Source organism: Rossellomorea sp. GQ25, from assembly GCF_059758515.1.
In genome coordinates this window covers 857,171-882,036 of sequence record NZ_JCAXEQ010000001.1, presented here as the reverse complement: position 1 = coordinate 882,036, position 24,866 = coordinate 857,171, and the positions used below count along the sequence as shown (strand labels likewise).

23 protein-coding genes, 1 pseudogene and 1 riboswitch are annotated in these 24,866 nt (G+C 37.8%); of the genes and pseudogenes, 22 read left to right on the top strand and 2 right to left on the bottom strand.

The features are described from left to right. The first annotated feature begins 33 nt into the window (after nucleotides 1-33). The 5 genes from sirA to AC6CIB_RS04810 all read left to right on the top strand — a co-directional run bounded on the left by sirA (nucleotide 34) and on the right by AC6CIB_RS04810 (nucleotide 6,560). Nucleotides 34-471 carry a sporulation inhibitor of replication protein SirA gene (sirA, locus tag AC6CIB_RS04830; RefSeq protein ID WP_498278351.1) on the top strand — a complete coding sequence of 146 codons (438 nt, stop codon included), beginning with the start codon at nucleotides 34-36 and terminating at the stop codon, nucleotides 469-471. Between the two features lie 84 nt (nucleotides 472-555). After that, nucleotides 556-777: a YneF family protein gene (locus tag AC6CIB_RS04825; RefSeq protein ID WP_044337285.1), complete on the top strand. Its 222-nt coding sequence runs from the start codon at nucleotides 556-558 to the stop codon at nucleotides 775-777. Nucleotides 778-956: 179 nt separating this feature from the next. Beyond that, nucleotides 957-2,078 carry a CamS family sex pheromone protein gene (locus AC6CIB_RS04820; RefSeq protein ID WP_498278350.1) on the top strand — a complete coding sequence of 374 codons (1,122 nt, stop codon included), beginning with the start codon at nucleotides 957-959 and terminating at the stop codon, nucleotides 2,076-2,078. Between the two features lie 924 nt (nucleotides 2,079-3,002). Further along, complete coding sequence (locus tag AC6CIB_RS04815; protein WP_498278349.1) at nucleotides 3,003-4,751, top strand: ABC transporter transmembrane domain-containing protein; 1,749 nt, start codon at nucleotides 3,003-3,005, stop codon at nucleotides 4,749-4,751. A gap of 3 nt (nucleotides 4,752-4,754) precedes the next feature. Continuing rightward, nucleotides 4,755-6,560: an ABC transporter ATP-binding protein gene (locus tag AC6CIB_RS04810; RefSeq protein ID WP_498278348.1), complete on the top strand. Its 1,806-nt coding sequence runs from the start codon at nucleotides 4,755-4,757 to the stop codon at nucleotides 6,558-6,560. Nucleotides 6,561-6,650: 90 nt separating this feature from the next. On the opposite strand, the gene AC6CIB_RS04805 is transcribed toward AC6CIB_RS04810, so the two are convergent. Next, entirely contained in the window at nucleotides 6,651-6,827 is a 177-nt protein-coding gene (locus AC6CIB_RS04805; protein WP_498278347.1) for a Spo0E family sporulation regulatory protein-aspartic acid phosphatase, read from the bottom strand. Nucleotides 6,828-7,093: 266 nt separating this feature from the next. Here AC6CIB_RS04805 and AC6CIB_RS04800 point away from each other — a divergent pair, with 266 nt between their 5' ends. The 4 genes from AC6CIB_RS04800 (at nucleotide 7,094) to AC6CIB_RS04785 (ending at nucleotide 9,528) form a co-directional block, all read left to right on the top strand. Beyond that, on the top strand, nucleotides 7,094-7,801 hold the full coding sequence (locus AC6CIB_RS04800) for a cytochrome c biogenesis CcdA family protein (RefSeq protein WP_498278346.1): 708 nt from the start codon (nucleotides 7,094-7,096) through the stop codon (nucleotides 7,799-7,801). Between the two features lie 115 nt (nucleotides 7,802-7,916). Then, nucleotides 7,917-8,276, top strand: coding sequence for a response regulator (locus AC6CIB_RS04795; protein ID WP_498278345.1), 360 nt, complete (start codon nucleotides 7,917-7,919; stop codon nucleotides 8,274-8,276). Nucleotides 8,277-8,399: 123 nt separating this feature from the next. Continuing rightward, nucleotides 8,400-8,879, top strand: a complete 480-nt coding sequence (locus AC6CIB_RS04790) for a CcdC family protein (protein WP_498278344.1) — start codon at nucleotides 8,400-8,402, stop codon at nucleotides 8,877-8,879. A gap of 169 nt (nucleotides 8,880-9,048) precedes the next feature. Then, nucleotides 9,049-9,528, top strand: a complete 480-nt coding sequence (locus tag AC6CIB_RS04785; RefSeq protein ID WP_498278343.1) for a site-2 protease family protein — start codon at nucleotides 9,049-9,051, stop codon at nucleotides 9,526-9,528. Nucleotides 9,529-9,965: 437 nt separating this feature from the next. Here the strand turns inward: AC6CIB_RS04785 and AC6CIB_RS04780 are convergent, their stop codons facing one another. Beyond that, nucleotides 9,966-10,391: a DUF2621 domain-containing protein gene (locus tag AC6CIB_RS04780; RefSeq protein WP_498278342.1), complete on the bottom strand. Its 426-nt coding sequence runs from the start codon at nucleotides 10,389-10,391 to the stop codon at nucleotides 9,966-9,968. Between the two features lie 206 nt (nucleotides 10,392-10,597). On the opposite strand from AC6CIB_RS04780, the gene AC6CIB_RS04775 reads away from it, so the two are divergent. The 13 genes and pseudogenes from AC6CIB_RS04775 (at nucleotide 10,598) to AC6CIB_RS04715 (ending at nucleotide 24,558) form a co-directional block, all read left to right on the top strand. Next, entirely contained in the window at nucleotides 10,598-11,923 is a 1,326-nt protein-coding gene (locus AC6CIB_RS04775; RefSeq protein ID WP_498278341.1) for an ATP-binding protein, read from the top strand. A gap of 575 nt (nucleotides 11,924-12,498) precedes the next feature. Next, the gene (locus tag AC6CIB_RS04770; protein WP_498278340.1) at nucleotides 12,499-12,798 is read left to right on the top strand and encodes a hypothetical protein; all 300 of its coding nucleotides are present in this window, start codon (nucleotides 12,499-12,501) and stop codon (nucleotides 12,796-12,798) included. Between the two features lie 354 nt (nucleotides 12,799-13,152). After that, on the top strand, nucleotides 13,153-14,796 hold the full coding sequence (locus AC6CIB_RS04765; protein WP_498278339.1) for an alkaline phosphatase: 1,644 nt from the start codon (nucleotides 13,153-13,155) through the stop codon (nucleotides 14,794-14,796). A gap of 638 nt (nucleotides 14,797-15,434) precedes the next feature. Then, nucleotides 15,435-15,611 (top strand): DUF3953 domain-containing protein, encoded by a 177-nt coding sequence (locus AC6CIB_RS04760; protein WP_498278338.1) that lies wholly within the window; start codon nucleotides 15,435-15,437, stop codon nucleotides 15,609-15,611. 250 nt (nucleotides 15,612-15,861) lie between these two features. Beyond that, nucleotides 15,862-15,961: riboswitch (purine riboswitch) on the top strand. Nucleotides 15,962-16,019: 58 nt separating this feature from the next. Then, nucleotides 16,020-17,021: an adenosine deaminase gene (add, locus tag AC6CIB_RS04755; protein ID WP_498278337.1), complete on the top strand. Its 1,002-nt coding sequence runs from the start codon at nucleotides 16,020-16,022 to the stop codon at nucleotides 17,019-17,021. 781 nt (nucleotides 17,022-17,802) lie between these two features. Further along, a complete protein-coding gene (locus AC6CIB_RS04750; RefSeq protein ID WP_498278336.1) occupies nucleotides 17,803-18,345 on the top strand; it encodes a DUF3995 domain-containing protein in 543 nt (180 codons plus the stop codon). Between the two features lie 322 nt (nucleotides 18,346-18,667). Then, a complete protein-coding gene (locus AC6CIB_RS04745) occupies nucleotides 18,668-19,153 on the top strand; it encodes a DinB family protein (protein WP_498278335.1) in 486 nt (161 codons plus the stop codon). 250 nt (nucleotides 19,154-19,403) lie between these two features. Then, nucleotides 19,404-19,946: a hypothetical protein gene (locus AC6CIB_RS04740; RefSeq protein ID WP_498278334.1), complete on the top strand. Its 543-nt coding sequence runs from the start codon at nucleotides 19,404-19,406 to the stop codon at nucleotides 19,944-19,946. 417 nt (nucleotides 19,947-20,363) lie between these two features. Beyond that, nucleotides 20,364-21,206: a CBF family alpha/beta fold macrolide esterase gene (mleCBF, locus tag AC6CIB_RS04735; protein ID WP_498278333.1), complete on the top strand. Its 843-nt coding sequence runs from the start codon at nucleotides 20,364-20,366 to the stop codon at nucleotides 21,204-21,206. 18 nt (nucleotides 21,207-21,224) lie between these two features. Then, a pseudogene (locus AC6CIB_RS04730) lies at nucleotides 21,225-21,692 on the top strand (SRPBCC family protein). 289 nt (nucleotides 21,693-21,981) lie between these two features. Beyond that, a complete protein-coding gene (locus AC6CIB_RS04725) occupies nucleotides 21,982-22,794 on the top strand; it encodes a pentapeptide repeat-containing protein (protein WP_498278332.1) in 813 nt (270 codons plus the stop codon). A 356-nt stretch (nucleotides 22,795-23,150) separates the two neighbouring features. Continuing rightward, nucleotides 23,151-23,840 (top strand): aspartate/glutamate racemase family protein, encoded by a 690-nt coding sequence (locus tag AC6CIB_RS04720; protein WP_498278331.1) that lies wholly within the window; start codon nucleotides 23,151-23,153, stop codon nucleotides 23,838-23,840. Between the two features lie 64 nt (nucleotides 23,841-23,904). Then, complete coding sequence (locus AC6CIB_RS04715; RefSeq protein ID WP_498278330.1) at nucleotides 23,905-24,558, top strand: class I SAM-dependent methyltransferase; 654 nt, start codon at nucleotides 23,905-23,907, stop codon at nucleotides 24,556-24,558. The last annotated feature ends 308 nt before the right edge of the window (nucleotides 24,559-24,866 follow it).

Below are 24,866 nucleotides of genomic sequence, written 5' to 3'. Positions count from 1 at the left end.
TACTATATGAAAGAAAGGTAGGAGGGTGTAAAAGTGCGAAACTATCAAATCTATTGGATTGAAGAAATGTTTGTTCAGCACTATTATGGTCGGGAAAGAATATTCTATCAGCTTTTTTCCGAATGGGAATCAAGTTCAGGAGAACTTCACGATATCATCTCGAAACAAGTAAATTACATTACTAGGCCTATTCCATACCTTCCTACACAAAGACTACTGCAGCACGAGATTATTAAAATTGAAGGAGCGGCTTGGGTTGATTCTGTTGCAACGATTGAAAGGATCGATTCAGGTGCTACACTTGTTCTCAATGAAAAATGGATGACGCTCAATGCTTGGGGTCACGATGAATCTGAATATATATTTTTTGAAATTCTGCGCAGAAATATGGGTCAATTGCTCGCGATTGATATCCAAAATGAACGTTTTGGGTGGTTAAAACCGATAAAACAAAGAAAATTTATATATTAATAAGAAATTATGACAGAAATATTGTATAATGTTTCATGGTTTAGTACACTTTTATAAGGACAACATGAAGGAGGAAGTAAGAGTATGTCAACGACTGGGTTACTTATTCTAGTTGGAGTTCTAGCATTACTTGCTGGAGTTGCACTAGGATTTTTCATTGCTCGTAAATATATGATGAGCTATCTTAAGAAAAATCCACCAATCAACGAGCAAATGTTACGCATGATGATGATGCAAATGGGTCAAAAACCTTCCCAAAAGAAAATCAATCAAATGATGAATGCAATGAATAAGAACATGAAGTAGTGGATAGAAGCACTCAGGTGATGAGTGCTTTTTCTATTTGTGACTATACTGAATTTATATTCCCTGTTCCTTTCGTAATTTAGGCTAAATTGATTATTTTAGTCAATTCATAAAAACTTAATGATTATCATTCAGATTAAAATTGAATTTATGATAGAATATAGTCCGGAGGGAGTCATATGAAAAAATGGATGATTGCTTCACTGTCTCTCATGATTCTTGTTGCCGGATGCAGCAATAAGCCTCAAGAAGTGATGGATGAAGAAACACTTGAAATTCAAAATAGTGCAGCTGGAGAAGCGCGCGAATATTTAAATTATAAAGTGAACAAAGAGAAGAAATCAATCAATCGTGGTCTCATTACGATGATGATTAACAATCGCAGTGATATGGATGAAATCGAGACTGGCCTCATGTCTTTATCCACCGAGCATTTTTCACCAGAGGATTACGTATACCAGGAAGGTCAATATCTTAAAGGTCTAAATTCATGGCTGGGAAGAAAGTCTGAATCAAATAAATTAGGGCTTAATCCTCCTCTGGAGATTACGGATGATATGGGCTGGGAACAGCAAATGGAGCTTGAAAAAAAGAACCCCATGTATCTCGCTTATATCCATGAACAGAACTACGTTGACTCAGAAGGGAAAATAAAAGGGATTTCCCTCGGTCTTGCTATGAATACCGTAGACTATATTCGAGTCGAAGATGAAAATAAGCTCATGCATTTTGATGAGACAAAGATCGATGAACAACAGTTAGAAGAATACGGAAAGAAGATAGCTAACACCGTTGTCAGTAGGGTGAAAGCCAATAAGGAACTGAAAGATGTCCCTATCATGATATCCCTTTACAAACTTCAACCATTGAATAGCGTAGTGTCTGGAAGCTATATTACTTCCAGTTATGTTGACGAAAATGATAAGAGTGCAAAAAAATGGAATGTCGTGACGGATAGATATTATTATTTCCCTAGTGATGAAGGGGAAGAGAAAGATCGTGATCTACATAATCGGATTCGTGATTTAGAAGATTATGTTTCGAAATTTTTTTCACACCAGGATATTGAGTTTGTCGGAAAAGCCTTATACCAAAAGGACACCTTGAATAAACTCGTGATTGATGTACATACAGGAATGGTGAAAGAAACAGAACTAATAGGCTTTTCTCAGGCGATTGGCCCTGAAATTGTTGATTACTTCCCTCATACACCCGTTTACCTATATGTGAAGACACCAAAGGGTCTGAAAGCAACCATTGTAAAAGAAGTGGACCAAGAACCATTTGTTCAAATCCATTAGTATAATACTAACTATAAGAGCATCTCTTAAGACATTAAGAGGTGTTTTTTTTTTGATTATATGTCTTATCAAAAGGCTCTTTTCGTTAACATTGTGGCTATTTACAGAAGATAGTAGTAGTTGATTTCCGCTACAGGATGCTCGCTTTCCGCGGGGCTGGCGCTGAGCCTCCTCGGCTTCGCCTCCGGGGTCTCAACCTGTCCAGCCCCGGCGGCTAGCCCCTCGAGGTCATAAGCTAAATGGTCCAAGAAGGCAAAGAACGCCTTCTTAGGCCCATTCATCTTATGCTTGTCGGGGCTAAGCCAGCCGCCTCCGCTATTCGGACTGTCCAGCTCCGGCGGCTAGCCCCTCGAGGTCATAAGCTAAATGGTCCAAGAAGGCAAAGAACGCCTTCCCGGCCCATTCATCTTATGCTTGTCGGGGCTAAGCCAGCCGCCTCCGCTATTCGGACTGTCCAGCTATTCCCGCCGGAGTCGAGCACCTGCAGCGAGAATCAACTTTCTGAGTATGTTTCTTAAAAAGAAATAAATAAAAACAACAACTTTAAGGAAACAACCTCTTTTAAGGTGAGTAGAGGTTAATCTCCTTTTGAAAAAGTGTTTTGTTTTCTACTTAGATTGTTTTTTGACACCTTTTTGATCTATCACGTAAAATCTCTTGAAGATGGTGAGGGGATCTGCGTAGGCTCCGGCGGATTTTGGTCGTGCCGAGACCCCGTTCGGCTAAGCTGAGGAGGCTCGGCCGAACGCTAGCTGCAAGCGAAGCAGTTCCCCTCACCATCCAGCACACACTGATTGACAGAGCCCAAGCAGACCTTTTGTTTAAAAAACAATCTTTGCGAAAAGAGCTTATCAAAAAAGATTTCTCATTTTTTTGAAATTTGGTAAAATAAAGAGTCGATTTAATAGATACGGAGGAGAGAGAATGAAAGTCTTTTTAGATTTAAAGTGGTTTTTTCTGCAAGAGAAAAAGTCATATATCACAGGAACCATCCTACTTTTATTTGTTGCATTTCTTCAATTGATTCCACCAAAGATTGTAGGGATTATTGTGGACAGTATTAAAGAGAACTCATTGACCCGTGAAGACATGTTGAAGTGGATTCTCATCCTCATCACCACGGCTCTATCGATGTACGGACTTCGGTTTGTATGGAGGATCATGATTTTTGGTTCGGCGACCAAACTTTCCCGCTTGCTCCGGAATCGTTTGTATCATCATTTTACTAAGATGTCGCCCTCCTTTTATCAAAAGAGGAGAGTCGGTGATTTGATGGCGCATGCCACAAATGATCTTCAAGCGATTCAACAAACCGCAGGGGTTGGAGTATTAACGTTTGTGGATTCCATTTCTACAGGAGGTTTCGTGATACTGGCAATGGCTTTTACAATAAGTTGGAAGCTTACCCTTATTGCATTGATCCCAATGCCATTCATGGCAATGCTGACGAGTTATTATGGTACCCTTCTACATAAACGATTTCATAAGGCTCAAGAAGCTTTCTCATCCTTAAATGATAAAACGCAGGAAAGTGTAACGGGGATTAAGGTTCTTAAAACGTTTGGACAAGAGAAAGAAGATATCGAGTCATTTAGAAAGCAATCTGAAGATGTAGTGCAAAAGAATATAGCTGTTGCAAAAGTGGATTCCCTTTTCGATCCAACTATTTCCATTATAGTAGGAATTTCTTTCTTTTTATCGATTGTATTTGGATCAAGGTTTGTCGTAAGCGGAGAGCTGACAATAGGAGAACTGATCTCATTTACTACCTACCTGGGACTTCTCATTTGGCCGATGCTCGCATTCGGATGGTTATTTAATATTGTGGAGAGAGGACGTGCGTCTTACGACCGTGTTTTACAGCTGTTAAATGAAAGGGTAGACGTTAAAGATCACGAAGGAGCGCTGGAGCAAGTGCCTTCAGGAGATATAATGTATAAGATAGAGTCCTTTTCTTATCCAAATGAAGATGTGCATGCTTTAGAGAATATTCACTTTTCCTTAAGGAAAGGTCAAACGTTAGGAATCGTAGGGAAAACGGGAGCAGGTAAAACAACCCTATTAAGATTATTACTAAGGGAATTTGAAAAGTATAACGGCGAGATAACGTTCGGTGGGCAGTTGATCCAGGATTATAAATTATCCCGTTTACGTGAAAGTATTGGTTATGTGCCTCAAGATCATTTTCTATTTTCAGCCACGATTCTGGAGAATATAGCTTTCACTAATCCACTTACCCCGAAAGAAAAAGTGGAAGAGGCGGCAGCACTTGCGCATATCCATGAGGATATCGTTCATTTCGGTGAAGGATACGGAACTGTGGTCGGTGAAAGAGGGGTTTCCTTATCTGGTGGACAAAAGCAAAGGATCGCGATCGCGAGAGCCCTGTTAATGAATCCAGAGATACTCATTCTTGACGACTCATTGTCAGCTGTTGATGCGAGGACAGAGGAATCCATTTTGACATCATTAAAGGAAAATAGATATGGAAAAACGACTATGATCACTTCTCATCGATTAAGTGCCATTCAGCACGCAGATCTGATCATTGTTCTCGAAGAAGGGAAGGTCATGGAGAGAGGCACTCATAGCGAATTAATGATGAAAAAGGGATGGTATCGGGAGATGTATCTGCGTCAACAGTTAGAAGAAATAGTGGAGCATGGGGGATAAGAAATGGACACTATACCGACTTTAACGGCGAAAGAACAGCGAAACATATTTTTTCGTCTAATGAAATATACAAAGCCGCATAAAAAAACGATATTATTTGCATTTTCGCTATTGTTGCTAACAACGATAGGCGATGTCTTTGGACCAATCATCATCAAGGTTTTTATTGACGATTATTTAACCCCAAGAGAGTTTCCATACGGTCCACTAGTAGGATTGGGAGCGACGTATTTATTCATCCAAATAGGGAATGTATTGATCTCTTACTTTCAATTATTGAAGTTCCAAGAAATAGCTCTGAAAATCATTCAGCAGCTTCGTGTGGATGTTTTTACGAAGGTACAGGGTTTAGGATTGAGGTATTTCGATAAAACCCCTGCAGGAGGTATTGTCTCCCGGGTTACTAATGATACGGAAGCGATTAAAGATATGTTTGTGAGTGTGCTGGTATCTTTCATTCAGGGAGCATTCCTACTAACAGGTATCTTTATCGCCATGTTTGCACTCAATACCCGGCTGGCATTCTTCTGTTTATTCATCTTGCCGGTCATTTTTATGATTATGAATCTTTACCGCAAGTTTAGCGCGATCTTCTTTCAGGATATGCGCGAGAGATTAAGTCAGCTTAATGCAAAGCTTAGTGAGTCTCTTCAAGGAATGTCCATTATCCAGGTGTTCAGGCAGGAAAAAAGACTTAGAGAAGAATTCGGCGATATTAATGAAAAACACTATTTAGCAGGAATGAAAAATATAAAAGTGGATGGATTATTACTAAGACCCGCCATTGACCTGGTGTATGTAGCTGCCTTAATGGTTGTTTTAAGCTATTTTGGCGTGACATCATTCTATCAGCCTATTGAAATAGGGGTTTTATACGCCTTTGTTAATTATCTGGACCGATTTTTTGAGCCCGTCAATCAAATCATGATGAGACTATCCATGTTTCAGCAGGCAATCATTGCCTCTTCCCGTGTCTTTAAGCTACTGGATGAAGATGAACTTTCCCCGGCACAGAATGTAGAAAATCATTTTAAAAAAAACATCAGTGAAGGTGAAATAACATTTGACAATGTTTCATTCTCTTATGACGGGAAGAGAGATATTCTTAAGAATATTTCATTTACCGCAAGACCCGGAGAAACGGTCGCTCTAGTCGGACACACAGGAAGTGGAAAGAGCTCAATCATCAATTTACTCATGAGGTTCTATGAATTCAATCATGGAAATATTCTAATTGACGGTCAAAACATTAAGTCTTATCCAGTAGAAGAGCTCCGTGAGAAAATGGGGCTTGTCTTGCAGGATCCATTTCTCTTCTTCGGAACCATCAGAGATAATATTAAGCTTCATTCCGAAGCCATGACGGATAAAGAAGTGGAGGGAGCTGCCACATTCGTTCAAGCCAATACTTTTATAGAAAAACTGCCTGAAGCGTATGGGCATCCAGTGGTTGAGAGGGGATCAACGTTTTCGAGTGGCCAAAGGCAATTAATCGCTTTTGCGCGAACCATCGCCACCAGACCGAAAATCCTTGTCCTGGATGAAGCAACGTCCAATATCGATACGGAAACGGAAGAAGCCATTCAAGGGGCATTATCAAGAATGAGAAAAGGAAGAACAACGATTGCCATTGCTCACAGGCTTTCTACCATTCAAGATGCAGACCTGATCCTGGTCCTTCATCAAGGGAAGATTGTAGAGAGAGGAAGTCATCAGGAATTACTTGTTCAAAAAGGCATTTATCATAAAATGTATCTTCTACAAAATGGTTTAGTAGATGGCATGGAAGATGCTGTATCTGGTTCTTGAACGTATGAAAGGCAGACCCTATAGATGAAGAGTCTGCCTTTTGGTCGTTGATATTTATATTAGAATAGTATAATTGTATTCAATAACGCCTTAGCTCATTTGAGGTGAGTATTTTTTTATGTATAGGGAGTTGTAGCTATTTAACAGACGATCAAGTTCCTGACTAAATTGAATAGCTTGAGGTGACGTGAGTCCATTTTCAGCAACAATATCAATTAATTGAGCACGCTTTTTTTCAATTCGTTCGAGAAGCTCTTTTTTAGACACGGCTGTTTCCTTTCTTTTGTATGTCCTTAGAAACGGAATACAAAACTAGTAATAACTGTAACTTTTTATAAGTATAACGAAAATCGAACTGTTTTTCAAAGCAAAATTATTAGTTTTTTTTAAAAGAAAAGAGAGTTTAACACATTTGAAAAAGTAAATTGTGCATGTAATATAATGGTCACAAATCTTTCACATAAACATTCCTCATAGAATCCGGTTTTGTTTGATAGAATAGAGATATATACTGAAATGTAGGAGTTGTAAAAATGTCTGATATTAATATTTTCTTAGCAATTGGGGCCGGTTTCCTAAGCTTCATCTCTCCATGCTGCCTTCCATTATATCCTGCTTTTCTTTCTTATATAACAGGAATGAGTGTGAATGAGCTCAAAACAGATAATGCAATGCTTCAAAGAAGAAGTTTACTACATACGTTATTTTTCTTAGTCGGTTTCTCGGCAATCTTTATCGCCATCGGTTTTGGTACTTCCCTTATCGGAAACTTCTTTTTAGATTATAAAGATCTCATTCGTCAGCTTGGAGCTATCTTCATTGTCATATTTGGATTGGTAGTCATCGGCGTGTTCACACCGGAAACATTGATGAAGGACCGTCGCATTGAATTCAAGAATAGACCGGCAGGCTTTTTTGGCTCGATATTAATCGGAATGGCATTCGCTGCCGGCTGGACACCATGTACCGGGCCGATTCTTGCTTCCGTTCTGGCTCTTGCCGCCTCTAATCCAGGTTCGGGCGTCATATATATGACAGCTTACGTATTAGGATTTGCCATTCCGTTCTTCATTCTGTCATTCTTTATCGGGAGAATGCAATGGATCAGAAAAAACAGTGGAAAGATTGTAAAAGTGGGAGGATATGTGATGATTGCGGTAGGGATCATGCTATTCTTTGATTGGATGACCGTCATTCTAGCTTACCTTACTTCGGTATTTGGAGGATTCACTGGGTTTTAAACCAATAAAATAATGGAATATACAGTTCATTACGTTTTATGGTATAGTTTAAATGGATGAATTAGGAAATAAGATTCAATAGACATCGGGTAGTGTATACGAGGAGGAAACATCTGTGGCAACGATACTTGTAGTGGATGATGCGAAATTTATGAGAATGACTCTTGGAAGCATGCTTTCCTCTGGCGGTCACGAAGTCGTAGGGGAAGCAGAGAATGGACTTATCGCCGTAGAAAAGTATCGTGAGCTTCAGCCGGATCTGGTGACAATGGACATCACGATGCCTGAGCTGGATGGGATAGAAGCGGTTAGAAGAATTTTATCCGAGTTTCCCCAAGCTAAAGTAATCATGTGTTCAGCTATGGGACAACAAAAGGTAGTGGTGGAAGCCATTGAATCGGGAGCGAAGGACTTTATTGTAAAACCCTTTGACGAAGTGCGAGTAGAAGATGCCATCAAAAGAGTTTTAGGGTGATAATATTGAAAGAGAGGTTAAGGCTCTATTCAACCTCTCTTTTTTTGTGTTTTCGTTTTCCTCTCATTTGGGCTATAATAGGGAAAGGTATGAAAGTAGAAAATAAAAGGATGATGATGGTTTATGATGATTGCTTCATCCATTGTTGCGATTTGCATGGGTTTTATGGTGATATTTATTAGAATGAAGGCTCAGAAAAGGCCTGTAAACAGCAAGAAGATTATCTTACCTCCTTTGTTTATGAGTACAGGTGCGTTGATGTTCTTATTTCCTGTTTTTCGAGTCACTTTAGGAGAGTTCCTAGAAGCGATTATCGTAGGAATGATCTTTTCTATATTGTTGATCAAGACTTCCAAATTCGAAATTCGTGATAATGAAATTTATTTAAAACGTTCTAAAGCGTTCGCATTTATTTTGATTGGACTTCTATTAATACGAATATTGGCCAAGTCCATTCTAAGTGCATCGATCGATTATGGTGAACTTAGTGGGATGTTTTGGATTCTTGCCTTTGGTATGATTGTACCGTGGAGAATCACCATGTATCTTCAATATAGAAAGCTGCACCAAGAGCAACAAGATTTAACAACGAATTCAATTTAATTCACTGGGAAAAATAGCAGGGTGATTCCTATCACGCTGCTATTTTATTTGGAAACTTCTTCACATTAGATAACGATTTCTTTACAAAGGGGACCAATGTGCTTAGGCTTGAGTCATTTAGGGCAAAGAGAGATGAAGAAAATAACAAGAGATATTGGTGGGATAAGTATTGTTTACACTAGCAGATATTTGGACGTTTTTTCTGGCATTCTTTTTAACATTACCATTGGTCACCATCGTCCATGAAGCAGGTCATATCCTCGTTGCTCGCATATTTGGTGCAAAGATAAAATTTTGCATTGGAACCGGTAAGCATTTAATGAGCATTGGTCCATTGGAAGTGAAGAGAATGTATTTTATGGAAGGCTGGTGTCAGTATACAGAATTGAAGTATAACAAGGTGTGGGTTCATGTGCTTATTTATATGTCTGGAAGTTTATTTAACCTGATTTCGATTTTAGTCATTAATTTCCTGATTTTTGAAGGAGTCATTCCTGTTCACATCTTTTTCTATCAATTTGTCTATTTCTCCGTTTATTTTATATTCTTTTCATTGTTTCCCTTTCGGAATGGAGAAGGGAAACCAAGCGATGGACAAGCGATACTTGACGTCATGAGATACGGTAAGGCAGAAGATCCCATTGATTGATCATATAAAAAGCTCTTTTTGCAAAAATTGTTGTTTTTTAATAGAAGGTCTGCTTGGGCTCTGTCAATGAATGTGTGCTGGATGGTGAGGGGAACTGCTTCTTTTGCAGCTAGCGTTCGGCCGAGCCTCCTCAGCTTAGCCGAACGGGGTCACGGCACGACCAAAATTCGCCGGAGTCTACGCAGTTCTCCTCACCATCTTTAAGCGGTTTTTCGTGACAGAGCTAAATGGTGTCACGAAACAATCCCAATCCTCGTTGGGTAATGGTAATAACGAAAATTTTGCCAAAAGTGCCAATAAAAAAGGTAAACGACTAGCGTTTACCTTTTTTTGCTTGCATCCATTTAAAAAACAGAAATGCCGCACCTATAATAAAAATTAAATATAGCACAATCGGAATAATTAGTATCGATCCCATTCTCTTTCCTTCCTGTCACCTAGAATAAATGTTCATAAGGGGTTACATCTATTTGCATTTCGTTTAGTTTTTTTCGAAGAAACTTATGATCCCGTTTCGGAGTCGCCAGGATATACCCTCTTATGACTAATTCCTGAGTAATGGAAGAGGCTCTGTCTTTTAAAGCCAATTCTCCAATTTTGCCTGCAATCTTTTGCTTCGCTACGTCTCTAAATAATTCGGGTACGGGTGTGACCAACTCATTGAGCATTTTCTTTTCCTCATCACCCCATAAATGGATGGTTTCATTCACGTAATGCTCTTCCCAGTCCAAATCGGATTTTCCATCCTCTTTAGGAAATCTCTTTAAAAATTTCCTGAACATAAAGAATCCACCAATAGCAAATGAAGTCACTAAAAATACGACCCAAAACAGTATGAAATATAAAAACCAACCTTCAAGCATGCTTTCACCTCAATTTTTCGAAAAGCGTATGTATCGTATTCATTATAGACAAGGGAAAAGCTTGTGACAAGAATATCGCTGTTTTTACAAAAGTAGTCTATACTGTTCTTAATTAGAAATGATATACTAATAAATAACAAATATCGCGAAAATTCTTTCTATTTCGATTCGATTCTCAAGTGTGGATGGATAGGGGGCCTCATAGGATGAAATATAGGGGGAGAATAGTATCGGTTCTCTTTGGACTTTTACTAGTCTTAACGTGGGATTTTATTTATTACTTTGTTCTGCATTACCCAGTGCATTTGAAAGTGGATTTGGTGTTCACTCTATTGATTCTCTTTATCAGCTACTATATGGGGAAAAATCATGACATCAGCCATAAAACATTAGCTGCTTTACGAAAGAGTGAAGAGAGAGTGAAGCTTCTAAATGAAGAAATGCAGCATGTGCTTCAGAGTATCGATGAAGTTGTCTTCCATACTAATTCCAAAGGAGAGTTTCAATTTCTGAATCAATCCTGGGAAGACTACACGGGATATACGGTTAAAGAAAGTTTACATAAGAATGCACTTCATTTTATATCTTTACATGAACGTCATGAAATTCTTCGAATGGTAAGACAAAGTATAAGCTTGAAAAAGGAGAAAATGAAAATGGACTTCTCTTATCAGAAGAGAGAAGGTCAGTTTCGTTGGGGTGAAGTGAATGTTAAGTTAAACTACAATGAAAATGGTGAGCTTCTTGGGACGGTAGGAACCATCTCAGACATTACCGAAAGGGTACATAATGAAGAAGAATTGATTGAAATGAATGAAACGTTAGCCATAGAATCTCAAAAACTATCTGTTGCAGGGCAATTAGCAGCCGGAATTGCACATGAGGTACGTAATCCCCTTACGTCGATCAACGGTTTTCTACAGTTATTAAGAGATGATGCCGATGAGAAGACGAAGGAATACTTAGGGATTGTCTTTTCTGAAATTAAGAGAATTGAACTTGTGCTGAGTGAGTTATTGATACTAGCGAAGCCGCAATCTGTTACATACAAACGTATTAATATCATCGAGACCCTCGATCATGTAGCGAAATTGTTAAATACGAATGCCATTTTATATAATATTGAAATCCAAACCGATTTTCATGAAAGGGAGCTTCATATTCGTGGAGATGAAAATCAGCTAAAACAAGTATTTATTAATTTACTTAAAAACGCCATAGAAGCGATGCCACATGGAGGAACGATAACGATAAGTGCAGACTTGTCCTCTTATAACAAGGTTCAATTAACCTTCAAAGATGAGGGAGTAGGCATGAAAAAAGAAACGCTGGATAAACTCGGAGAGCCTTTCTTCACAACGAAGACGAAAGGCACTGGCTTAGGCCTCACCATATGTCTGAGAATTCTTCGTGATCATGGAGCGGATATCAGGGTGCAAAGCGAGCAGGGAGAAGGGACCACCTTCCATATCATGTTTGATGGAGTTCAAGCTTCAGAGAGAAAAAGGAGGGAAACCTTACAAAGCCAATGAAATAAGAGCCCTTATGGAACGAACATAAGGGCTCTTTCGTGTGTGAAGATGATGATTTCAATTTGGCGGGACCGCCTGGGAATCGAACCCAGCGGAGACAGCACGCGCCTCCCAGGAGGCTTTGAAGTTATAGGTGCTAAGTATTTTATTAGTATCGTTAAGTCCTCTAATGTGCTATATAATAAGGACTTAATAATATACAATCTTTCGCAGTATCATTAAATTTTCGGAAATGGGCACCAAACTCGGCACCTATTTTAAAAGGAAAGTTTCAATCCCTAATGCTTATTAATTCACAATTTGACTGGTACTGAATTTATTCTTTTTGTAGATAAGAACTGCAAAATAATCCCTTTTTATCTACTTGTCATGGAACAGCCATTCCGGGGTAACCCATAACCAAACGCTGAACCTTTCCAGAAAATACATGTTGGAGGATAATATTTCACCTGTACAAGCATTTCTATATAAGCCGCTATCCAGATCTGCAGCCGATTATAGAGGAAGAAGTACTTAGGTGTATTCAAGCCCTTCAAGAGTATTGGTGTCAAGCTTAAGCTAATGATTCAGTAAAATTGATTATACTTTCACTGCACCGGGAAAAAAGATCCATCCAGGCTGTTTTGAAGGTCAAGGGACAGAAAAGAGTAGGTCTTAAGGGAAAACTGACAGCATTCCTGGATTCTAAAATTGTAATGAACTGCATAGACAACATGGCTTTATTAGGTATGAATATGAAACTAAAAGAAGCAGAAGAAATAAAGATGACAAAAGAGAAAGCCTTTGAGAAGCTGAAAGGTTTCATGGAACTGCCCCCTGGTATGTTTTTGATGCAGAAATTTTTTGCGAAAAAAAGATTATTGACCATGCAGTGAAAGCTGCCAGTGGGGAGAGTTTAAGTGATTGGTAGTTGGATTACGTAAGACGGAGATACCGGCTAACTATCCGGCCATGGCAATTTTCCGCAAAAAACGAATCTTTTTAACTACTATTTTCAAATTTCAGCAAAAATATATGACAAATAGCATGATTATTCCTCAGGATTCCCGATGGCATCTAAGAGAAGTAACGAGAATAAGAGATAAAGCCCAGGACTAATGAAAGGTGTTTTTTATTGTTTCAAATGTTTCAAATTGGTTTACAATTACTCAATCTTTTTCTCTATTTCTCTTTACATCTTCCTATTATTATTGTTTTGTAATGAACTAGATAACTTGGGGGAAAGGAAGATGAGTAAAATGAAGAAGAAGATTGCAGGAATGACGGTTGCAGGAGCAGTTGCTTTGGGATCTCTTGGATTTGCCGGAAACAATGAAGCGATTGATGCAAAAGGAAAGAAGAAGGAACCGGAAAATGTCATCATGCTTGTTATGGATGGGACGAGTGCAGGAGCTACGTCTCTGGCAAGGTGGTACAAAGGTGATAATCTTGCTATGGATGAAATCATGACTGGCGGCGTCCGGACTCATTCCGCTGAGTCAGCAATCACTGATTCCGCGCCTGCAGCAACAGCATTGGCTACTGGACAAAAATCCAACGATAAATTTGTCGGAGTCCTGCCGGAAGTGGTCAATTCTCCTGGAGTTGATAAGGTAATGGCCGAAGATGCCCACAGGCCGGTTGCCAATGTGCTTGAAGGAGCACAAGAGCTTGGCAAGGCGACAGGAATCATTGCAACTTCTGAAATCCAGCATGCCACTCCAGCTGGTTTCTCCTCTCACGTTACCCATCGCAGCAACTATGGCGATATTGCTGAGCAGCAGGTTTACCAGGAAATCGATGTGGTTCTGGGCGGGGGTAAAGAGTCACTTTCGCCAGATAACCGTAAAGACGGTGAGAATCTATTAAAGGTTGTTGAGGAAAACGATTATGATCTTGTAGAAAACCGGGACGAATTGTTGAACTCTAATTCCGATAAAATCTGGGGTTCTTTTGCACCGAGTGCCCTTCTTTATGATTTTGACAGACATGCATCTAAAAATAATGAACCTTCTCTTCCTGACATGACAAAAAAAGCGATTGATACCTTATCAAAAGATGAAGATGGATTCTTCCTTTTTGTCGAAGGAAGCAAGCCTGACTGGGCAGCACATGCGAATGATACAGTCGGAATCATCAGTGATGTCCTGGCTTTTGATGCGGCAGTCGAGGAAGCGCTGGAATTCGCCAAGGAAGACGGCAATACTATGGTCATCGCAGTAAGTGACCACGGAAACAGTGGAATCACTATGGGCAATGCAAATACGAGCGGAAATTACTCCATGATTCCTGTGTCAGACTATATCGATCCACTTAAAAAAGCAAAGATGACACTGGAAGGTGCTTTGAATCAGCTGAAGCCTGACCGCTCCAATATAAAGGAAGTGGCTGAGCTATACGGCTTGGACAATCTTTCGGATGAACAGGTTGCCAGTCTGAAAAACTCCAGTGCATTGTCTAAAGATATGGCCAAAATGCTGGCCGACCGTGCTAACATCGGCTTTACCACTGGCGGCCATACAGGGGAAGATGTATTCTTGTATTCATATGGTCCGGAGCGTCCAGTAGGGTTGATTGATAATACAGAGATTGCTAAATCAATGGCTGGTTTCATGGGATTTAACCTCAGCAAAATGACGGAAAAGCTCTTCGTGAATGCACAGGATGAGTTTGAACGAAAGGGCTATAAAACCCAGATAGATACTACCGATGTGAACAATCCAGTGTTCGTTGCCGAAAAGGGGAAGGAGACCATTGAGATTCCTGCTAATAAAAATCTTGCAACTGTAACAAAAAATCGAAAAACATATACTAAAACTCTTAATGGCGTGTCCGTATATAACGGCAAAGGTTTCTTTGTTTCACAGGATGCTGTAAAGCTGTCTGGAAAATAACAGGAGAAGAGGGAGGCTCAAATTTTCGAGCCTCTTTTTATTGGTTCTATGGCGATCGCGAAACATAATCAAATTTGGATTACAAGAATAAAGGGCAGGTTTACTCATCCGTTTTGCCATTCAGCATTTGACAGGGGGAGGTTCCGCTATAATTGTCTAAATATTTGGTTGCCACCCCTTGAACAGGAGAGGGCCACCACTTCAAATTCATTCAATTTCCACTAAATAAACATATGAATAGAGGAATCGAAAAACAGAATTAAAAAGTCAACGAAAACTGGCTGTCTATTGTAGATGCAGCAGAAGAACTTGGGGTAATTTCAACAACGTGCTCCATTTAATTTAGGAAAGTCAATTGATAAAGCAAATGACCCTCAATCAATTTTATTTGAAGTAACTCAAAACAAAGGTATTTTTTCTACAATGGTGGGAAGGAAGAAGATAGAACATATCAAGGATCACATTCAAATCTTTCAAAAAGGGTTTCAGCTTAAGTGAAACCCCTTAAACGGGGGCAGTATCTGAAGATCTTCAGGTGATCTCCAGCTTTTTTACTTACGATAAATTTTAAAGTTCTTATCAAGGGGACAAATATATGTTGAAAATTTCAAGAATTATTTTAGCAATAAGCTATTACTATGGCAGGTTATGGCTTACTAACTGAAAATAATTGGCTGCAACCATACATGTTATTCCTCTTAGGTTTAATGATGTTGGTTATGGGATTAGAAGAATTTCAAAAAAGACTAAACGCTTATGGCTATCTTAGTTTATTTGTTTCTATGTTTCTACTCATAGTACTATTCATCACCTAAATAGGGCCATTCTGCAATAGATCTTCAATCTACAATTAGGGCCGGATTGTGGAGTAATTAATCAGCATACAAAATACTATAATAATATGGAGGAAGTATTGTGAGGCCGTCAAATAAAATGACACAGGCTATCATGTTTGCTTCTACATATAAAACAGACATTTATATCTTGAAATTAGTGTTTCATTTTATGTGAGGAGATCTATCTAACTCCTTGACAATAAAGATAAATTCTATTATCGTTGTAAAAAAAGTAATATATACTCAAATTCGTATAACTCCAATAATATGGTTTGGAGGTCTCTACCAGGAACCAATAAATCCTGATTACGAAGAAGATACAAGCATTTTATTTGTATTTTCTTCGTAATCAGGATTTTTTTTTTTGAAAATCGAGGAGGTCCAACAATGAATTTTTCTATAATGCCTAAAATTGAACTTCACTGCCATTTGGATGGGAGTGTTAGACCCGAGACCATCATTGATATCGCAAAGAGAGAAGGCATCAGTATACCTTCCTTTGATAAGGAAGAGATAAAAAAAGAACTAATTGCCCCGTTAGACTGCGAGTCTTTAGATGAATATTTAAAAAAATTTTCCATCCCTAATTTAGTAATGCAGTCAAAAGGAAATTTAAAAAGAATTACCTTTGAGCTTTTTGAAGATGCAGCAAAGGAAAATGTGAAATATATGGAGGTTCGATTTGCCCCATTACTTCATACGCGAATGGGATTATCTGTAGAAGAGATCATTCAAAGTGTGATAGAGGGAATGAAAGAGGCAGAAGAACAATTTGATATTAAAGGAAATATCATTTTGTCATGTATGAGAACGATGTCGGTGGAAAGTGCTTTTGAGGTCGTCGAAAGGGGTAAGATATTTCTTGGAAAAGGGGTTGTCGCGATTGATTTGTGTGCTTCCGAAGAGGAAGGATTTTGCGGAAAGTTTATTGAACCAATCGCATTGGCTAGAGAATATGGCTACAGAGTCACGATCCACGCCGGTGAAACTGGAATCGGAAAAAATGTGCTTGAGGCTGTTGAATGGTTAGGGGCTGAAAGAATTGGACACGGTGTATTTATTAAAGACTGTGTAGAAGCTTATAACATTGTAAAGGAAAAACAGATAGTGCTTGAAATGTGTCCAACAAGTAATATCCAAACGAAAGCAGTAAACCAATTTAGTGATCATCCATTCTGCGATTTTCACAGGGACGGGATAAAAGTAACCGTTAATACGGACAACAGAACGGTATCAGATACAACTATGGCGAAGGAATGTGATTTAGTCTCTAATGAATTTACTATGAGTGATGAAGAGTATAAACAAATATACATGAATAGCGTGCAAGCCTCTTTTGCAAATGTAAAGACAAAGGAAAAACTGAAGAAATATCTACTAGATATTTAAACTTTATTTGCTGATAAACTCAGCAATATGAGGATTTGAAAGGATTTTTGATCAACTTTCAAAGCTACATTTTTACCTTTTGGATATTATTGTAAAATATATTAGGTCAGAAATATTTATTCCTAAACATACGAGTGAAAATTGGATTATCCATCCAGTTTTTCTCGTATTTTTTATTGTTTGTAAATTAAAACAAATTAATAGACGAAAGACAGCTTATTTTTTTCTCATAGGGATCCCGAAATGGTGAAGTGGATTGGTACCAATACGCTTGATATTTAATGCTTTCCTTCTTACTTTATTTTTATGCTAATCTCATTTAGATTTTCATTGCACAAACACATAAAGAAAATGGGAACATGCTTTAGTAGGTTATTACGAGATTATGATTTTATTTATTAAAACGAAGATCTTCCATAATTAGGCGCGATTCTGGAGCAACGCAGGTCGCAGGTTTGAAAATGATTAAACTTTTTTATAAAAACTAAACATCCAATAACAAAAAAAGAATCCATTTTGATCAATCTTTTTTCAAAATGGACTCTATTTGTTTACCATAGAATGCGAACTTGTAAAAAAATTTTAATCAAACTTTAACAGTATATAAAATTCTGTATAACTATAAATTGGGACAAGTTTAAATCCCTTGGCTCAAATGGCGTTTATGATAGTTCCGATCAGGATCATTATATACAATTCAAATTAATATTTTTATACATCACTCATTTTCTTTCTCATCCCATGATAAAATGAATAAAAAGTAATATTAGGGGTGGATCTATTGAAGTTTCGAAAGAAGATGTCCAAAGTGAAACCGAATTCAACAACTTGGGGTTATGTGGCATGTATTTCGGCACTCTTATACGCTGCACCACATCTTTGGTGGGGGATGGGAATATCTGTAGCTTTTCCAGGTGACTATAAATCGTTCCCTAATAACATTTGGTCAATAGCGATTGGATTTTGGACAATGGGCTTCGTGGCTGTTCTTGCAGCAATTTTTGCACTTTCTTTTATTAAACCATGGGGTCGAAGACTTCCTCGTTTAATGCTGCTTACACTTGGTTGGATCTCATCAGTCGGGTTGACGTTTTGGGGTCTCGGTTTTTATTATTTAAGGTTTTTTATAGAAATTGGTCGTGTAACATCTTCCCCACAATTTATTTATCAAGATTCAATTATACATCCTATAATTTGGGGTTACATTTGGTATTCATTGTTCTTAATTTGGGGTATTTCACTAGGTCTTACCGTCCTGCAGTACCAAAGAAAATCTCGTGTACAGAGTGAGGAAGTTCATCAATCCATATCTATAGACAACTAAGTGAGTAATGGCAGTTACAATAACGGAATAACGAATTTTATGTTGAATAGATATGTGAAACAATAAGCTTTTTGTTCAACAATCGGGCGCGTTTATTGAGCAACGTGTCTTTTTGTATATGGCCGGATTATCGAAGAACGCTTGGCTATAAGATATTTGTTAGTATAAAGAATATGGAAATTTTCACCTTAAACTTACGGTCATGATTGTTTAAGAAGGAATTTATACTGGTTAGTTGGAATAGTAATACTGGAGTTAGTTTAGTTTTATTATCAGAAGTATTTTATTAGTCAACATATTCTTGAAATATGGAGGGGTTTCATTGCAAACATTTTTTCAATATAACTGGATGGTCAGAGAAGAATGGTATCGGTGGTGTGAGGAGCTAAGTGAAGAAGATCTTCTACGCAACCGAACTGGCGGAGTAGGTAGTATACTACATACACTCTTCCATATAGTTGATGTAGAATGGAGTTGGATACGCGTTTTACAAGGTAAAAAAGACTTTGAGGAGAGTTTTGATAATTATAAGAGCTTGAATCAGGTGCGAAAATTGGACGCTGAATTTCGAACGGAAGTGGAGAACTTTGTGAACAACTGGGATGAGAGTATGGAAAATCAATTATTTTACGATACCCTACAAGATGGAAGAATTGTAACGGATACCTGGGGTGAGGTTATACGACATGTCATTGCCCATGAAATTCACCATAGAGGACAATTATCAATTTGGGCAAGGGAAGTAGGGAAAAAGCCTGTGTCTGCAAACCTTATTGGACAGGGACTTTCCTCACATTTGAATAATTAATGTGAAAATTAGTCGTTATTACAAAGCATTGAGGAAAAAGAAATGACTTTTCTCCATCTAAACATTGGAGAACAAGCTGGGATGATCGAAACCTTGAAGAATCCACAATAGAGTTGGTTCGATTTCAACTGAAGGATGGAATCAATTAAACGATATCGGCGGACATCCTGCTGCTTCTGCCATCCAAATGGGAGTAAAGGAACGTTTCTTTGATAGTCTTTCCAGTGGCAATTTCAATCCGGATACCCACTTGGACAGAAAGCATCTTGCCCGATACTTGGTAATGGGTGCTGAAATCCGTCAATCCCTTCCTTTAGATCCAAAAGGTCCTTTCACTGATGTAAAAGACGAAGATAAAGCATTTGTAGAGGCTGCGACGGCCAAGGGCAGTTCTTTTCGTGATGAAAGTCATAACCAGAATCCTGTTATACTGGTCGATGGAAGCAAAGAGAAATTTGCTCCTAACGAGGGGGTAAGCCGTGCAGAGCTTGCTTATTCTCTTGTTCAGTCACTTGGATTACAAGAAGAAGCACAGCAATTTAAAGGGGAATTAACGGTTCAGTACAAAGATGAAAGAATTGTAATTGATGATGGTGCAAACGTACCGGAAGAGTTAAAAGGTTATGTGCAGCTTGCGCTTGACTTAAATATCCTCAATGCCTATTTCTCAACTGAACAAGGCCATTATGATCTGAAACCAGTGATCAGGGCATCCTTTAATTCAGATGAGAAAGTCACACGTGGAGATTTTGCGGTCGCGATGACCCGGTATTACCAAGCCTTTTTGAAATAAGAAGATAAAGAGTTTTTATTAACTTCCCAAAGGTATTTATATTTTATAAGCTTGCAGACCTGTTTAAAGAATGAATGGAGTCTGCAAGCTTTTTATTTCCTTATAAGAAAGAGGGTTAAGATCTTGTGGTTCTATCTTTTCAACAAAAGGCCATTTCGTATAATGGAATAACATAACTGGAGGTTTTAGAGATTGTTTTATCAATCACATTTGTAGATGAATTTCAAAAGGTATTAGTTTTAAGGTACTAACTATTAAACATTTATTTTATTCAACTACCTATAATTAAAAAAAATAATCGCATAGCATCATAAGAGAAAAGAAAATTTTGGTAGAAGAGGGAATGATCCTAATGTTATAGAAATAAATATAGGAATGATTTCCATTTTATTTAACATTTTAAAGGAGGTAAAAAACATGAGCGAACAGATTCTGAAAATAAATAAAGTGGATATATGTACAGAAAGTTTTGGAAACTCTAAGGACCCTGCTGTGCTTTTAATCATGGGAGCGATGTCTTCATTAGACTGGTGGGATGAGGGTTTCTGTCTCCGCCTTGCTGATCAGGGGAGATTTGTCATTCGGTACGATCATCGTGATCTGGGACGATCCTCCACTTATGAGCCTGGTACTTCCAACTATACAATAACGGACATGGCTGACGATGCGGTTGGAGTCCTGGATGCTTATTCCATAGAGCAGGCCCATATCGTTGGAATGTCCTTGGGTGGTTTGATAGGCCAGATTCTTGCCCTGAGATATCCAGAGCGCATTTTTACGCTTACCCTAATTGCGTCAAGTGTGTTCGGAACTGAGATGGAAAAATTGCCTCCAATGGATCAGAGCATAATGGATCATCATGCGAAGAGAACATCCATAGATTGGTCAAATCGGGAGGCGGTAATTCCCTATCTGGCGGATGGATGGAAAACTTTAAGTGGTTCGAAACCTTATGAGCAGGTAAGAATATATAAATTGGCAGAAAGAGAGGCGACCCGCGCCAAACAGCTACCGAGCAGATTTAATCATGCCTTACTGCAAGGCGGAGACGAGTATTATGATAGAATGGGTGAGATCAGCGTACCTGTACTCGTTATTCATGGCACAGAAGATCCAGCTCTACCATACGAGCATGGGCTTGCTCTTACAAGAGCCATTCCCCATGCTGAATTAGTGACTCTTCATGGATCAGGACACGAGATTCATAGTGAAGACTGGGACCAAATTATGGACTCATTTGGAAAGCTTAGTTCACGATAGTAACCTTTACTTTGACGGCTGCCATATTGGACTGTTTTAACTTCTGTAGAAGATCGGGAACTCATTATCAATCGTGTCTTTAATGTTCCACGTGAGCTGGTATATAAGGTTTGGACTGACTCTAAACATTTACCGCAATGGTGGGGACCAAAAGGCTTTACGATTACAGTTCAAGAAATAGACGTAAAGCCAGGCGGTGTATGGCGGTACGTCATGCATGGACCCGATGGTGTGGATTATGACAATAAAATTCACTTCATAAAAGTCGTTATCCGCGAGCGACTCGTTTACTTCCATGGCGATGGAGAGGACGAACATTTTTAAGTAACGGTAACATTTTCCGATCAAGGCAATAAGACCGAACTCACCATGCGGATGCTCTTCAAGTCAGCAGTGGAACTTGACAAAGCGGTTAAGGAGTATGGAGCCATTAAGGGCGCAAAATCAACGCTTGATCGTCTTGAAGAACAATTGGCTGTTGATTGACAATAAAGTTGTTACATTCAATAAAGTTATTTAAGAATATGCCCGTTCTGTAATTCTACAATCGTGCCATATTCTGGAAAAACAGTTTTAAAGGAAATTGGCTATATATAGGTTAAAGTTTAGAAGTTGTGAAGAATTGTATTAAATTAACGGAGCAGTTCAGTTTAAGTTAACAACTTTACAGTTTAGTCAGATTGCTTGGGAATAAACTACATTTTAAATGTGTTAAATAAAAAGTCTTTCATTTATACTTGAAATAAATCTAAGGGAATGCGGAAGTGTCTTATCAATGAATGATTATTTAAAATCAGATTGTAATAAATGTTTTGGGTTATGTTGCGTAGCCTTACCTTATGCCAAATCAGCAGATTTTCCATTCAATAAAGACGGTGGAGAGCAATGTCGAAATTTATGTTTAGATAATCGTTGTAATATACATGATCAATTGAGAGAAAAAGGGTTTCGTGGTTGTGTTTCTTATGAGTGCTTTGGAGCCGGACAACATGTATCACAGACTATCTATGCCGGTGGTGATTGGAGAATTAATTCAGAGCGTGCCATAGAAATGTTTGCGGTATTTCCACTCGTTCAACAACTTCATGAAATGCTTTGGTATCTCAATCAAGCTCTAAGCTTGAAAGAAACACAGTCATTTCATTCAAGTCTGCAAAACATTTATGAAGAAACGTTAAAATTAACGGAGAAAGCGCCTGAAGAAATTTTAAAGTTAGACATTGTCGCACATAGAAGTAAAGTTAATGTTTTTTTACTGAAAACAAGTGAAGTGTTTCGTGAAGATCTAATTAAAAAAAGTAAAAAGAAAAGAATAAAGAAGGGTTTAGATTACTTAGGAGCCAATCTAAAAGGGGCAGATTTACAAGGGGTTAGTTTACGAGGAACTCTAATGATAGCAGCTAATTTAAGTCATGCTGATTTAAGAAAAGCTGATTTTATTGGCGCTGACCTTAGAGATGCAGACCTAAGTAATGCGAACTTAACAGGTGCTATTTTTCTAACACAATCTCAAATAAATTCAGCTAAAGGAAATGTCCATACGAAAATACCAAACTTCTTAGAAAAACCAGATCATTGGTTGGAATAAATTATCTTTACCAACTGTTTCCGTCTACTCTGCTTAATCTTTATTGTGCTAAAAGGGGCTTGGTTTGAAGTCCCTTATTAAATGTTAGATAACCATTTTCTAATAATGATCTTCAACTATCTGGCGTTTATCTGTAATAAGGTAAGTGTCCTTTTTAATAGAATATAAGATGGAGTTAATAACCTATTTTTGAAATAATTGGTATTAAGCAATCGTGCCATTTTACGGAATACGAGAAAGGGTTATACGTTAGTAAATCGAAGTTTATAAAAAGATGTTATGACGCTTATTTGAACAAGAAAACTTGCTTGATGCTAAACTAAGGGAAGAATAAAAAAATATGGTGGGGATATAACATGAAGGTTATTGGTCTTATTGGTGGAATGAGTTGGGAATCATCTGTTGAGTATTATCGGATTATTAACAAAGAAGTGAAAAGAAGATTAGGGGGGTTACATTCTGCAAGATGCCTTTTATACAGCGTTGATTTTGAAGAAATTGAACGTTATCAGTCAGTAGGTGACTGGAAAATGGCTGGTGAAACATTGGGTGATGTTGCACATTCTTTGGAAAAAGGGGGAGCAGACTTTATCGTAGTTTGTACCAATACCATGCACAAGGTTATTAGTGACATACAGGAAAAAATCAGTATACCTATTTTGCATATTTCAGATGCAACAGCTAAACAAATTAAAAAGCAAGGAATTAATTCCGTAGGTTTACTTGGCACAAAGTATACGATGGAGCAAGACTTTTACAAATCACGCTTAGAGTCTAACAGTATAAAAGTTATGGTACCAAATGATAATGAAAGAGAAATCGTAAACAAAGTTATTTATGAAGAGTTATGTTTAGGGAAGGTTCAACAAAAATCAAGGGATTATTATAAAAAGGTTATCCGAGATTTAATTGAAAAGGGAGCTGAAGGAATTATATTAGGCTGTACAGAAATTGGATTATTGATAAAACCAGAGGATTCCGAAGTTCCTCTGTTTGACACAACTTATATACATGCTCTTGAAGCAGTAAATATGTCTTTACGGTAATAGAGAAGTAATTAAGATACAAAAATAATTAATATAATTTATTGATGAATTGAGGTAGAGACGAATGATTCAACAGAAAAAATATTGGAATGAACGATTTAAAGATGGTGAAATTTGGGGTAGTGAGCCTTGCCCATCTGCGGATATGTCTATAGATTACCTTGAGAAAAATAATGTAACCAATATCTTGGTTCCTGGTTGTGGTTATGGTAGAAACAGTCTATATTTTGCTCAAAAAGGCTTTAATGTCGTTGCTACTGATATTTCTGATGTAGCCATCAATCACGCTATGAATGAAGCCAATAAACTTAAGCTTAATGATTTAAACTATTTTTCAAGTAATTTATTTACCTTAACTTTTATAAAACAAAAATATGATGCTATATACCTTTCTAATGTGATTCATTTGTTTCTTGAAAATGAAAGGAGTAAGCTTTTGTCAAAAATGAGTTCGTTATTAAAACAAGATGGTCTATTGATTTTTACTTGTATTTCAATATCGGACACAAAGAATTTTAGTGTAGGTAAAGAAGTTGAGAAAAATACCTTTATTAGCCATGGAAAAACGTTACACTTTTATACACAAGATGAAATTCAAGAAATGCTATGTTCAACATATAAAATCCAAGAACAAAAACTACATATTCAAACTGAAACTGATCCTGATGGTCATAAGGAAAATTTAAAATTATGGTTTGTTGTAGGGCGAAAATTATAATCCCTTTTCTAAAACCTCCTTGTTGAACAAACGGGTGAGATTCAGTTAAGTATCACATCAAACAAGAACTTTTTTTAAAAGAATTAAGCTATTCCACAATCGGGGGCGTTAATCCAAGAAGGAATTAACGCTCTTTTTATTGAAACTTTATAAACCAGCTATAATAAAAATTAGGATGCTAAAGAGATGATTTGTGTGGTGAAGTTGCGAATTAGTGTCCCCTAAGAAAATTACTTTAAGGAGGAAAGAAAATGAAAGTTATTTATAGAGAAGCCCTGATTTATATATTCAACAGGTAAAAGTATTAT

Excerpts from the sequence above, each read along its gene's own strand:
- AC6CIB_RS04825 (WP_044337285.1), top strand. The coding sequence starts at position 556 with ATGTCAACGACTGGGTTACTTATTCTAGTTGGAGTTCTAGCATTACTT.
- AC6CIB_RS04820 (WP_498278350.1), top strand. The coding sequence starts at position 957 with ATGAAAAAATGGATGATTGCTTCACTGTCTCTCATGATTCTTGTTGCC.
- AC6CIB_RS04815 (WP_498278349.1), top strand. The coding sequence starts at position 3,003 with ATGAAAGTCTTTTTAGATTTAAAGTGGTTTTTTCTGCAAGAGAAAAAG.
- AC6CIB_RS04810 (WP_498278348.1), top strand. The coding sequence starts at position 4,755 with ATGGACACTATACCGACTTTAACGGCGAAAGAACAGCGAAACATATTT.
- AC6CIB_RS04800 (WP_498278346.1), top strand. The coding sequence starts at position 7,094 with ATGTCTGATATTAATATTTTCTTAGCAATTGGGGCCGGTTTCCTAAGC.
- AC6CIB_RS04790 (WP_498278344.1), top strand. The coding sequence starts at position 8,400 with ATGATGATTGCTTCATCCATTGTTGCGATTTGCATGGGTTTTATGGTG.
- AC6CIB_RS04780 (WP_498278342.1), bottom strand. The coding sequence starts at position 10,391 with ATGCTTGAAGGTTGGTTTTTATATTTCATACTGTTTTGGGTCGTATTT.
- AC6CIB_RS04775 (WP_498278341.1), top strand. The coding sequence starts at position 10,598 with ATGAAATATAGGGGGAGAATAGTATCGGTTCTCTTTGGACTTTTACTA.
- AC6CIB_RS04765 (WP_498278339.1), top strand. The coding sequence starts at position 13,153 with ATGAGTAAAATGAAGAAGAAGATTGCAGGAATGACGGTTGCAGGAGCA.
- AC6CIB_RS04760 (WP_498278338.1), top strand. The coding sequence starts at position 15,435 with ATGGCAGGTTATGGCTTACTAACTGAAAATAATTGGCTGCAACCATAC.
- add (WP_498278337.1), top strand. The coding sequence starts at position 16,020 with ATGAATTTTTCTATAATGCCTAAAATTGAACTTCACTGCCATTTGGAT.
- mleCBF (WP_498278333.1), top strand. The coding sequence starts at position 20,364 with ATGAGCGAACAGATTCTGAAAATAAATAAAGTGGATATATGTACAGAA.
- AC6CIB_RS04725 (WP_498278332.1), top strand. The coding sequence starts at position 21,982 with ATGAATGATTATTTAAAATCAGATTGTAATAAATGTTTTGGGTTATGT.
- AC6CIB_RS04720 (WP_498278331.1), top strand. The coding sequence starts at position 23,151 with ATGAAGGTTATTGGTCTTATTGGTGGAATGAGTTGGGAATCATCTGTT.
- AC6CIB_RS04715 (WP_498278330.1), top strand. The coding sequence starts at position 23,905 with ATGATTCAACAGAAAAAATATTGGAATGAACGATTTAAAGATGGTGAA.